We start from the raw sequence: 12,300 nt of genomic DNA, 5'->3' as shown, positions 1-12,300 counted from the left end.
AGCTGAGGAGGCTCACCGCCCGCCCCGCGGAAAGCGAGCATCCTGGAGCGGAAATCAACCCCCTGTTCAATAGCAGCAAAGTTTACGTAAACAGGCTAATTAAAGGTTTAAAAATTAGCCATGCAAATTGTTTGCTGCTTTCTGCTGCAATCAAATGGAGCTTTAATAGGAGCAAATATTAAGAAATTATAATTTTATCTGCAAAATTAAAATTTTCATAAATATAGTACTTTAGACCTATATATTTCCTTCTCTCTTCCTAGTAATAATTAAGAGTATTGTTTTGATATATTGCCTCGCAATATGTCGTAATCGGTAGAAGGAGTTGGTATTTTTATTTAGGTTTCATCGCTAAACTGGCTTTTAATTTTAGGAAAAGGAAAGGTGTATACCAGAATGACAAAAAAACTGTCTAGATTCAGTAAAGTAACTGCCTCGGCATTTTTATTCGGTACATTGATTTCACCAATCGGATCCCTATCAGCTAACGCAGAAGGAGAAACAGCAGCACCGGCACCAGTAAAGCTTCGCATCCTTGAAACAACAGATATCCACGCTAATGTTATGCCATATGACTATTACAAAGATGCTCCGACTCTTGAGTTCGGATTGGCAAAAACGGCTACCCTGATTAAGGAAGCCAGAAAAGAAGTAGACCCTGAAAACTCCATGCTGTTTGACAGCGGAGATTTGCTTCAGGGAAACCCTTTGGCAGATTATGTTGCAAAAGTGAAGAAGCTTCAGCCCGGTGAAGTACATCCTGTATATAAAGCGATGAATACTTTAAATTATGATGCCGCTTCTCTTGGAAATCATGAATTCAACTACGGCCTGGACTTTTTGGATCAGGCAAAAAAAGGCGCCAACTTCCCGTATGTAAATGCCAACATCTATAAAGTGGATGGCGATAATGATGATTCAAATGATGTAAATGAATTTGAGCCATATAAAATTTTAGATAAAAAAGTAAAAGATGAAAATGGCAACGAACAAACGATCAAGGTCGGTGTAATCGGCTTTGTTCCACCGCAGATCATGGACTGGGATAAAGATAACCTTGCCGGAAAAGTAAAAACAAAAGATATCGTTAAAACAGCTGAAAAGTTCATTCCTAAAATGCGCGCTGAAGGAGCACAGGTTATCATTGCACTTGCACACTCAGGCTGCGATGTTCAGGCTGAAGGCCTTGAAGATGCGGAAAATGCTGTGTATTCCCTAAGCAAAGTCAGCGGAATTGATGCAATTCTATTTGGCCACAAGCACGTAACATTCCCTGAAGCAACGGAATTTGCAGGCAAGCCAGGCATTGACCAAACAAAGGGAACTATCAACGGAGTCCCTTCCCTTGAAGCAGGATATTGGGGAAATAACCTTGGAGTCATGGACATCACGCTTGAAAATGAAAATGGACAATGGAAAGTGAAGGATTCCCAGTCAGTTAACAGGCCAATCATGGCAACTGTGAACGGCGTTAAAGTATCTAAAGCCGATGCTGACCAAACAATTGTTGATGCAGTTAAAGAAGCACACGAAGGCACTCTTACTTATGTAAGAAGCAAAATCGGGGAAACAAGCGCTGCAATGGACAGCTATTTTGCACGCGTGCAGGATGACCCTACCATTCAAATCGTGAACAATGCACAAATTGCTTACGTGAAAAACTACATCGACAAAAAGCTTCCTGAATATAAGGGCTTAACTATATTATCAGCTGGTGCCCCTTTCAAGGCAGGACGCCAGGGACCAAGCGATTACACAAACATTGCAGCTGGAGATCTTTCCATCAAAAGTGCAAATGACCTGTATCTGTATCCTAACACTTTAAAGGCAGTCGAACTGACTGGCGCACAAGTGAAAGAATGGCTCGAAATGTCTGCAGGACAGTTCAACCAAATCGATCCAGCGAAAAAAGATCCGCAGGTGCTGATCAATTATGGCTTTGAGCCATTCAACTATGATGTAATTGATGGCGTGAAATACCAAATCGATGTAACACAGCCGGCTAAATATGACTTATCAGGCAAAGTAGTAAATGCAGATGCAAACCGCATCAAAAACCTGACTACACTTGACGGAAAAGCGATAGACCCAGCCCAGAAATTCATCGTTGCAACAAATAACTACCGTGCAAGCGGCGGCGGAAACTTCCCTGGACTAGCTGGCGGAAAAGCCAAGATTGTTGTTGACTCTCCAGATGAAAATCGCCAAGTTTTAATGGATTACATTTCAGCATCTGCAGGAAAAATCAATCCGTCTGCAGACAGCAACTGGTCGATCCAGACAATCAATAAAGACGTTACACTTACATTCAAATCTTCGCCAGACGCAGAAAAAGCAGCTGCACAAACGAAAACAATTAAGTATCTTGCTCCACTGACAGACGATAAAGGAACATGGGGTTCATACTCCATCACTCCTCAGGAAGCTGCACCGGCACCTGGCGATACAACAGCACCAAAAGCTCCTTCTGTCAGCCCGGTAACAGACCATGATAGTTATGTGACAGGAAAGGCAGAAGCTCATTCCAAAGTCACAGTTAAAGCAGGAAAAACGCTTGTCGGATGGGCTAATGCTGATCAAAATGGCAAGTTCTCTGTTTCCATCAAGACACAAAAAGCAAACACAGTGTTAACTGTTACTGCAACAGATAAAGCCGGCAACGTGAGCAAGGCTACAACTGTTACTGTAAAAGATAAAACAGCACCAAAAGCTCCTTCTGTCAGCTCTGTATCAGATCATGATAAAAAAGTGACAGGTAAAGCAGAAGCTGCTTCCAAAGTCATTGTTAAAGCAGGAAAAACCGTAATCGGATGGGCTCATGCTGATAAAAACGGCAAATTCTCTGTTAATATTAAAAAACAGCAAGCCAACACAGTATTATCTGTCACAGCAGCAGATAAAGCCGGCAACGTGAGCAAGGCTGCTACTGTTACTGTAAAAGACAAAACGGCTCCAAAATCGCCAAGTGTACACCCGCTTAAATCAAGCTCTACACTTGTATACGGTAAAGCAGAGCCTCGTTCATATGTGTACATCCGTTCTTCCAATAAGACGATCGGCTGGACTACAGCAAGCAAAACAGGCAACTATGCAATCAAAATCAAGAAACAAAAAGCTGGACATGCTATCTATGTAAAAGCAAAGGATGCTGCCGGCAACATCTCCATTCCTAACAGAGTGGTTATTAAGAAATAATACAGCAAACCCCCGTTTCTATTCGCGAGACGGGGGGTTTGTTTGTTATGGCTGTATCACAATTTTTGCTGCTTTGCTTCTGTTTCCTGATTTATCTGCTGCGGTCAGATAAAGAATCGTTCCCTTTGCCTGCCTTGTTTTTAACTTCACCGAAAAGGTTCCTGTACTGCTGGCTGTGCCTTTTGACAGTACGGTACTCCCCTTTTTCAGCACTAAAGAACTGTTTTTCTCCGCTTTCCCCTTGATTATCAAATCTCTGCTTTTTACTTTATAAACAATCGGAGTTTTTGGAGCTGTTGTATCAAGGGCTGTCACCTTGAATGAGTAATTCTGCTGTGACCAGTGATTGTTCGCGTCATAAACTTCAAAGTAATACGTTCCAGGCTTTAGTGTGCGGGTAAAAGATTCTTTGCCGCTTATTTTTGCCCGGTCATATTGGATGGGAGAAACCGATTTCCCGTTTGCATACTGATCCATCCACACATCACTGTCGATGTTTGTAACACCTGATACATCCACCCTTACCTTCATATTCTTCGTTACCTTCAGGCTGTACCAGTCGCTGTCTCCTGAATAATCGTACCGGTCACTATACGCTTTGTTAAGCGCAACTCTGCGTGCCTTTGAGCGCACATTGCCACTATCATTTTTTATAGACGGGAAATCTGTCTGGAACGTCTTGGCTGCATCAACCCTGCCGAAGCCAGTTTTCGTGCTCCAGCCGTTTTTGCTGCTGCTGAGCTTCGCCGCTCCCTTTTCAAGCAGATACTCCACTTCTATGGGATTCAGGTTTGGTGCCGCTGATAAAATCAGTGAAGCCACACCCGTAACAATCGGTGCAGAAAAGGAGGTGCCTGTTCCTATGCCATAGCGTTTATTCATCATGGTGGTGGCGATATTTTCTCCAGGTGCTACCAAATCAAGTGCAGCACCATAGCTTGAAAACTTTGAAACAGCATCATTTTTCCCGGTTGACCCGACACTTATGACCGTCGGATATCCAGCCGGATAATTGACGGACTTCCCATCATTTCCTGATGCCGCTACAACCACTATGCCCTTTTTGTATGCTTCATAGATGATGTCAAACTCTATACTGCTCGGATCAGAAAAACCATAGCTTAAATTAATGACTCTGGCTCCGCTTTTGATCGCATAAGAAAGCCCTGCCAGTGCATCGATGAGCTGAAAGCTCTCAGCTGCCGTTACCCTGATTGGTATGATTTGCGCAAGCGGGTTAACACCTGCTACCCCTAGTCCATTATTGGCTTTGGCTGCAATGACACCCGCCACAGCCGTACCGTGTCCCAATGTATCGTTCGGGTTACTGTCTTTACTGTGGAAGTCATATCCCTTCAGCAGCTGTCCTGAAAGATCAGGCTGCGTGGCATCAACTCCTGAGTCTACCACCGCTACCTTCACTTTGTTTTTTAAAGAATAATTCTTCCATAAGACGGGCATGCCAATTTTAGAAAGATGCCATTGGTTATTAAGATACGGATCGTTGGGCAGAGTATAGCCAAACCCTTTGCCTTCACCCTTCATATTGACCTCAGCAGAAGTAATGGAGCTTGAATTCTTCATATCCGATAAAACAGATTTGAAGTTTTTAGATTTCGGTACCTTCACAGCAAAAATCCCTTGTTCCTTTAACACTTCAGGTGTGGATAAAAGCTTTACACCAAACTTTTCAGTTAACTGGGAAGCACTTACTTTGGTTTTCACCACAATTTCATTGCTGCTTTGGGATAATGTTGCCTGCGTGGCACTTCCGCCGAACAAACTGGCTTTTCGGCGATCCTGCTCTTCATTCGCCTTGGCCGAACCAGGGAGAGCCGAAAGCAAAATAGCACCTGCTGTCAGCACCGCCGCTAAGCTATTTAATTTTTTCATAGATTTCTCCTTTTATGTAATTGGCATTCCGCTCACAAAAACACACAATACTAAAATATGTATCTGTGTTTTCCAATATTCTTTATAAATATTTGCTAGCTTCATTCTATTATAGATGTAATGATTATGTAAAACGGCACAGTAAAAAATTTAATCAAACGTTTGATTAACAAGAAAAAAAGGCAGAAACACTAGGGTCTCTGCCTTTTCACTCTATTCTTCCTCCACAATGCATGGAATGAGCACGGTGTTTTCTTTGCTGTAATCATTAAGAAAAGGATTGTATCGGATGAAGTTTTCCTTTGTATCAATGACAATATTTGTTTCAAGAGCGGTATAATTTTCGTCCGAGAGTTCATTATATATCTCGGCATATTCTTCGCCAGGTCCAGTGTTTTGGTGAACGATAAATTGAATCGGCCTGCCTGCACGGATAAATGTATTGTATTGAATCACTGGATTGCTTGCACCGCTCACAAGCATTCCCCGATATTTGCTTACACCATCAGCCACATCGGAAATGGTATTATATTCAATCAAAGCATCGGACCAGTTCATCACCCGGATGGAATCGAGACGGGTTCCTTCTATAGTATTGTTGCTGATTGTGACATGCTTATGGAGCATCCCCTCGGAATACTTATGAGTACCGACTGCCCTGTCCAAATTCTGAAACAGGTTATTCTCGATAAATACCGTGTCATTTGCCGTTTTATCGAACTTGCTCCACTTCTGGCTCCAGCCTAATGTAGCATGATCCGGTGTATCCAAATTAATGGCTTCTTTATTTTGCTTAAGAGATGGAAGCGAATCTATGAATCTGCAGTTCTCCACTCTTACATTCTGCGAAGCATCCATTTCAATAAAGTGGCCGGAATTCATATGATAAAACCCGATATTTTTCACATTCAGATTTTTATTGTGACCCATAATGATCGCCAGGCTGTCCGGGACATACATCAAATCCATCACAGCATCACCTTCACCGATAAAGCTGATATTCTTTTCTCCATTATATCCCCCGTACACACCAGACTTCGCAGCCCTTGTTGGACGAATCAGCTGAAAGAGAGATTTTGATGGGCCAAATATTTTCGTGCCCGTATTGACTCCCTTCACCACCCTGGTACCATCCTTCATCATGATTGTGACATTAGACGGAACATAAAGAGTATTGGTAATTGTATAGGTTCCTTTTTTAAGAACCAGCGTCCCCCCTCCCTTTTTCTCCAGGAGTTCAAGATAAGACCGGAGCAGATAATACTGCTTTGTATATTTGTTATATGACTTAAACAGCAACATTTTCTTATCATAAGGCTTACTGTCAGGTGTGACAGTGTAAACTGCAGTGCCAGCATGGGCGGGAAACGGGGCCAGCAATCCGATCAGCAAAACGAAGGCCAGCAGCGGTGCGAAATATTTCTTTTGCATAAAATAAAATCTCCTTATCTATGTATCTGATTTTCATTCATGGATGCATTTGGCTTACTTTCTATCCAGTAAAATGAAACATTTACTTTATTATACAATATTGGTTATTATACATAAGGGGAATTTAACCTTTAATATATATAAAAGAATACGTTTGCAAATTGTGACTCCTTGGAGAATCTTAAACTCAAAAGCCTGCAAAACAAAAAAACTGTGATAAATTGCATCACAGTTTTTTTGTTTCATTCTTATTTCTTTATTTCAGAGGCATATTTTGCGCCATCATCTGTTTGTTTTGCTTCCGCAGTAAGTTTAGCTGAATAAGTAGCCGCCTGGTACTCGTTTCCTGCATTTTCATCAAGCTTTACATCAAAGATGATATCAATAAATTGGTCAGATTTCAAAGTGAAGAATTTGTCATCCCCGATTGTATATTGCTTGCTGCCATCTCCAGCTGCCTTGTTGGAAGCAGCTGCGGCCATTGACTGGAAATCTGCAGAAGATAGTTCACCTGTTACAGCTTCCACTCCTGCAGGAAGAGCAGGCAATGCAGGTGGGGCTGCTAATGATTTGGCTAGTGACGGTGCCGGATTATGGTTTCCTTTAAAGAAGCCTTTTTCCCACTCATTTTGCCAATCTTTCATAACATTTCCGTTTGGCTTGCTCTTATATTTAAAGGCAATGTAGTAAATTTTGAAAGGTGCAGCCGAAGCTTTATCTACGGATGCAGAGTATGTAAGCTTCAGCACCTGATCAAGGGTTCCTGTATTATCAAGGGTTATAGGATTCCCTGATACGTATTCAGAAGGCGCCAGATTTTTTTCCTCAAACAACTTAGTCGTAATAGACTTACCATCATTCACAGACAATGTGCCATCCTGGATTGTTCCGCTTGCTTGTGTTTCAGATGTAAACCAGGAATATGTGCCGTAACCTGCACTTACCAATACAGCTCCTGCCATGGATGTTGCAATTAACGCCTTTTTAATATTCTTCATTAAACCATTCCTCCTGAAAATAGTATTTATAATTGCATTTAAGTGAAACCAATAAGAATTGAATTTTAGGACTCTGTAACAGCAGGATCTTCTTTTCTGTTCAAGGCCTTTAAAATTCTCTGATACACTTCAATCAATACAAGGAGCAGCAGCGGAAGGATAATGAAGATGGAAAATCCGGCTGGACTTGCGAGAAACTTTGCGATATTACCTGCTTTCGGTACAATCACAGCAGCAGTCCCTATTATATTCTCCGGTTTAACAAGCCACTTGTCTCTTACGTTATTGTTGTCTCCTTTAGTCATGAAACCTTGCTTTGTTACTGAAACAACCCGGTGTGTGATGAGCTTTCCATCTGATATTTTAAAGGTGATGATGTCACCCTTTTTAATGTTGGCGGCTTTCTTCTCTTCCACAAAAATCATATCTCCTGCGCTAATCTTCGGCTGCATACTGTTAGTAAGAACGGTAAATGGCTTATACCCCCCAAATGATGGAATCTTATCCGGATTTCCCTGGGCCTGGTGTGTGGCAAAAACAAGAAAACCAATACAGAGGATAGCAGCTGTCATAAACAACGAAAATATGATTTTAACAATCTTCCTGTTCAATATATCACCCCGTTTTGTACTTAATAAAGAACAACTTTATATGACAAATCTACTAAACTTTCGCAGTATAGTCAATGTAAAAAAATAATTTATTTTTATTCGACGGAAATCTACAAAATTCATACAGTATTTTTACCATTTTCACTCCTCCAGAGACTTTTGTCCCAGAAAACAAGCGTGGCATGTTCTCAATTAAGAAAAAACGAAAGAAAAATTCCTAATTTTTTACAATAACAACTCTTTAAATCTCCTAAAAATAAAGAGAAAGTATCTTCATTTATGTCGAAATTTGCTGAATAACTCTGCTACCACTATTAAATGTTATGAAATATTATAATATTGTGACAAATAATTAGTAGGGGGTTTTCCATTGAAAAGAGTTTTCAAGTCTAGTATCACAGCCGCCATTTTTGCCGGTACTTTCTTCTCCGGCTTCCCGGTACATTCCCCGGGACCAGTCAATGCCAATCAGCTTAAGGACTCTGCACAATCTCAAGTCTCTCAATCACAAAGTTCGCTGGATCTTTCCATCGTTAACGATGATAAATTGATAGACTCTCTTATCAAACGCGGAGTCATCTCCAAAAATGCCTCAGAAGCAAATAAACAGAAAGCCCTGCAAAACTACATTGCATTCAAGGGCAAGGCAGATAAAGTTCAGACTGCTGATCCTCTTGCACCAAAAGCAAAAGCTGCTGAAGCTAAAAAACGCAATAAATTCAAAAACTACAATAAAGGCCACAAAGGTAAGAATAACCTGAAGGGTAAAAACCATCCTGATCCTGTCAAAGAAACTCCATACACAGGAGCAAAACAGTCTGTGAAAGTTCTTACTTTAATGGTGGAGTATTCTGATTTTAAGCATAACAACATTAAGCCTGGTGAGACAGATAACTATTACCAAGACTACGATACGAAGCATTATGAAGATATGATTTTTGGCGCTAATGGAGTCAAGGGCCCAAATGGGGAAAATTTGGTTTCACAAAAGCAGTATTATGAGCAGCAATCCGGCGGAACCTTCACGATCGAAGGACAAGCCTATGGCTGGCTGAAGGTCCCAGGCACAGCAGCTTTTTACGGAGCAGATAACGGAAAAGGCGGCCACGATAACGTAACTCCTGGCGGCTCGAAGGCATTAGTAAGAGATACGTACGCCGCAGCAAAAGCTGCAGGCATCCCCTTACAAGACTATGATTTAGAAGATCCACACGATTTGGACGGGGACGGAAATTTAAAAGAGCCAGATGGCTTAGTTGATCACCTTCAAATCATCCATTCCGGAATGGGGCAGGAAGCAGGCGGCGGCTCACTTGGTGATGACGCAATCTGGTCTCACCGTTCAGCAGCTTTAGTTGATCCTGATGGCTTAGGAAAAGGATTACCTGGTTTCTATGATTACACGATGATGCCGGAAGACGGAGCAACTGGCGTTTTTGCTCACGAATTTGGACATGACCTCGGGCTGCCTGATGAGTATGATACCCAATACACTGGAACTGGAGAAGCAATTGGCTACTGGTCTATCATGGCTTCAGGTTCATGGGCTGGAAAGATTCCAGGAGCAGAGCCTACAGGATTCTCTCCATGGGCGAAGTCTTACTTCCAATCTACCATGGGAGGAAACTGGACAAATCCAACTGTTGTCGATTTAGCAGACGTTACAAAAAAAGGAACATCCTTCTTGCTTGATCAGGCAAATTCACCAAATGGCCAAAACCAGCAGGCTGTCCAAGTGAATCTGCCGCAAAAGAAAACACCAATCAATACTCCTGCAGCCGGAACCTATGAATATTGGGGCGGCCAAGGTGATGAAATGGATAACAGCATGGTCACAAATGTTGATTTAACAGGCAAAAAATCAGCTACTCTGACATTTGATGCTTGGTATGACATTGAAGAGCAATGGGATTTTGCCTTTGTACAGGTTTCTGAGGATGATGGAAAAACGTGGAATTCAGTCGGTAATAATCACACAAGAAGCGATGTTGTTGCTGAGGGGTACCCAACAATCATAAACTCTATGCCTGGGTTCACTGGCAATTCTAACGGATGGCAAGCGGAAAGCTTCGATCTTTCTGCATATGCCGGCAAAAAAATTCAGCTCCGTCTCCGCAGCGCAACAGACTGGGGCAGCTCATATACCGGTTTCTTTGCCGATAACATTAAAGTAACAGCAGATGGCCAAGAACTGATCAATGACGGCGGCGAAAATGGAACTTCTCCATTCACGCTTAACGGCTTCACAAAAATGGACGGCAACAAGCTGACAAACCACTACTACCTTCTTGAGTGGAGAAATCACCAGGGCGTAGACCAAGGTCTTGCTGACATCGCCCGCGGCAATTCCCTCATGAGCTATGACGGCGGATTAGTCGTATGGTATGTGGATAACAGCTTTACCGATAACTGGACGGGCACACATCCTGGCGACGGCTTCCTTGGAGTCGTAGATGCCCACGATGACACCAATCTGGTTTGGAGCACCGGACAGGAAGCATCAACCCGCTATCACCTAGCAGATGCAGCATTCAACTTCCTGCCGACTTCAGGACTAAACATTAACTATCCTGAACAAACCCTGAAGCTTCCAAGCCAAAGAGGAATCGCATTATTCAATGATAACAAAGACTACAACAACACTTACATGCCTGACGCAGGACGCAACATCGGCCACTACGGCCTAAAAGTAATCGTCGATGAGCAAGCAACTGATAAATCTGTTGGTGCGATTACTATTACTAAATAATAGAGAGATCGAAACCCCCTTGTGCGGAAAGTTGCGTTAGGGGGTTTTAGTTTGCATTCTTATAAATTAGACTGTCCCTTATCGTTTATTTTGCAGTTTCCCCTGCTAATACTTCAGATTTTGTGACACCATAGTTTTCAGGGATTACCCTTTAAACCCTAATGATTGAACCCCTTACCCTTATGACTATATAATCAAATTATGTAAAATACTTATAAAAGAGGCGATATTAATGCAGCGATTTAGCATACTCTATTCCCTGATATCGGTATTTATTTTGCTGGTTGGCTGCCAAGATAAGGTAGATGGAATGAACAAGCAAGAAGTTGAGAAAACAGCAAGGCATGTAGCTTCCGAATACTTATTGATGGAAGAAAAAAGAGAGTTCATTCCTACAGAAACCGAGTTTCATGAGGAAGTAGCTCCAAACATTGTTTATGTAAACGGATACTATAAAGACAATAAAAATGATAAAATGTTCGTCATGATAGATTTTAAAAATGAATACAATGTGGATGCATATGGTGAATTGAAGTGAATGATCCCTTCATTTGTTACTTATCAATAATAAAATAATCATTGAAGGCTCCAACTACATCAAATTCCGATGTCGCAGATTTTAGCCAAACATTCATACTAGTTCCCTCTATTTCCTATTATATTCAGCCGATATCAACAAATTTCTTGGTTCTTTAAATCGGCACCAGCATTCTCTTTACCCTTATTGGGTGTAAACACAAATTTCACATCAAAAAGGAAATGAATGATAATGCAGATCCACAGGTTTCCTGTAATCAGATAGATATAGAAGAAAATCCCTCCAATATACGCTGTCCCGATTACTCCCTTCAAACCCTGATACAAATGAACAATTCCAAACAAAATACCGCCAATCACGACCATTGCTACCGGAGATAACTCAAACGGAAGGTGTTCGAATTCATACAGCATAACACCGCGAAAAATAACCTCTTCACAAACCCCTGCCGTTACTGCAACCAAAACAAATAAAAATCTTTCCTGCAGAGTAGTTGGAAGCAAAAATAAAATGCCCTGCAGCTGTTTATCAATGAAGCCAGAAATTGTCCCCCTAATTTTCTTAGAAAAATGAAACAAAAGGATATACAACCCTATGACCAGCACAGCACCTCCTCCAAGTCCCCAAATCCAATCCGTCTGTGTGTTGTACAGAATCGGGTCATTTACGTTGAATAAAGCCCCCCACGAGCGATGTGTGACAAGCCAAAAGATAAAAAGAGTGCCAACAATAGTCCACTGCGGAACAATCGTTTTCACATACATGCGGCGCTTATCCGTAAAGTCTCCATTTTTCATATAAAAATAGTCCCAGATGGGGTAGCCAATGATTATACCAAGCAAAATGGCTGTTATAAAAACCATAGTACCTTCTCTCCTCTTCCAA

8 protein-coding genes and 1 pseudogene are annotated in these 12,300 nt (G+C 41.7%); 4 read left to right on the top strand and 5 right to left on the bottom strand.

Annotated elements, in window-relative coordinates:
- A pseudogene (locus tag BIV59_RS23960) lies at window positions 1-182 on the top strand (hypothetical protein); the annotation flags it as partial.
- Between the two features lie 214 nt (window positions 183-396).
- The gene (locus tag BIV59_RS18780; protein WP_071352990.1) at window positions 397-3,195 is read left to right on the top strand and encodes a bifunctional 2',3'-cyclic-nucleotide 2'-phosphodiesterase/3'-nucleotidase; all 2,799 of its coding nucleotides are present in this window, start codon (window positions 397-399) and stop codon (window positions 3,193-3,195) included.
- Window positions 3,196-3,240: 45 nt separating this feature from the next.
- Here the strand turns inward: BIV59_RS18780 and BIV59_RS18775 are convergent, their stop codons facing one another.
- From BIV59_RS18775 to BIV59_RS18760, 4 genes are all read right to left on the bottom strand, one after another.
- Entirely contained in the window at window positions 3,241-5,088 is a 1,848-nt protein-coding gene (locus BIV59_RS18775; protein ID WP_071352989.1) for a S8 family serine peptidase, read from the bottom strand.
- Between the two features lie 213 nt (window positions 5,089-5,301).
- Window positions 5,302-6,519, bottom strand: coding sequence for a right-handed parallel beta-helix repeat-containing protein (locus BIV59_RS18770; protein ID WP_071352988.1), 1,218 nt, complete (start codon window positions 6,517-6,519; stop codon window positions 5,302-5,304).
- Between the two features lie 248 nt (window positions 6,520-6,767).
- A complete protein-coding gene (locus BIV59_RS18765) occupies window positions 6,768-7,517 on the bottom strand; it encodes a TasA family protein (protein ID WP_071352987.1) in 750 nt (249 codons plus the stop codon).
- Between the two features lie 65 nt (window positions 7,518-7,582).
- The gene (locus BIV59_RS18760) at window positions 7,583-8,128 is read right to left on the bottom strand and encodes a signal peptidase I (RefSeq protein ID WP_071352986.1); all 546 of its coding nucleotides are present in this window, start codon (window positions 8,126-8,128) and stop codon (window positions 7,583-7,585) included.
- Between the two features lie 370 nt (window positions 8,129-8,498).
- Between BIV59_RS18760 and BIV59_RS18755 the strand changes: the two genes are divergently transcribed.
- Together BIV59_RS18755 and BIV59_RS18750 are read left to right on the top strand one after the other, a co-directional pair.
- Window positions 8,499-10,877: an immune inhibitor A domain-containing protein gene (locus tag BIV59_RS18755; protein WP_071352985.1), complete on the top strand. Its 2,379-nt coding sequence runs from the start codon at window positions 8,499-8,501 to the stop codon at window positions 10,875-10,877.
- 232 nt (window positions 10,878-11,109) lie between these two features.
- On the top strand, window positions 11,110-11,415 hold the full coding sequence (locus BIV59_RS18750; protein ID WP_071352984.1) for a hypothetical protein: 306 nt from the start codon (window positions 11,110-11,112) through the stop codon (window positions 11,413-11,415).
- Between the two features lie 134 nt (window positions 11,416-11,549).
- Here BIV59_RS18750 and BIV59_RS18745 read toward each other — a convergent pair whose 3' ends face one another.
- Window positions 11,550-12,278: a CPBP family intramembrane glutamic endopeptidase gene (locus tag BIV59_RS18745; protein ID WP_071352983.1), complete on the bottom strand. Its 729-nt coding sequence runs from the start codon at window positions 12,276-12,278 to the stop codon at window positions 11,550-11,552.
- Window positions 12,279-12,300 lie beyond the last annotated feature (22 nt).

It is taken from the genome of Bacillus sp. MUM 13, assembly GCF_001866725.1.
Lineage (GTDB): Bacteria > Bacillota > Bacilli > Bacillales > DSM-1321 > Peribacillus.
Note: the sequence above shows the minus strand (reverse complement) of the source record. Positions and strands in the feature narration are given on the sequence as shown.

Coding starts and splice junctions, on each gene's coding strand:
- BIV59_RS18780 (WP_071352990.1), top strand. CDS start 397: ATGACAAAAAAACTGTCTAGATTCAGTAAAGTAACTGCCTCGGCATTT.
- BIV59_RS18775 (WP_071352989.1), bottom strand. CDS start 5,088: ATGAAAAAATTAAATAGCTTAGCGGCGGTGCTGACAGCAGGTGCTATT.
- BIV59_RS18770 (WP_071352988.1), bottom strand. CDS start 6,519: ATGCAAAAGAAATATTTCGCACCGCTGCTGGCCTTCGTTTTGCTGATC.
- BIV59_RS18765 (WP_071352987.1), bottom strand. CDS start 7,517: ATGAAGAATATTAAAAAGGCGTTAATTGCAACATCCATGGCAGGAGCT.
- BIV59_RS18750 (WP_071352984.1), top strand. CDS start 11,110: ATGCAGCGATTTAGCATACTCTATTCCCTGATATCGGTATTTATTTTG.
- BIV59_RS18745 (WP_071352983.1), bottom strand. CDS start 12,278: ATGGTTTTTATAACAGCCATTTTGCTTGGTATAATCATTGGCTACCCC.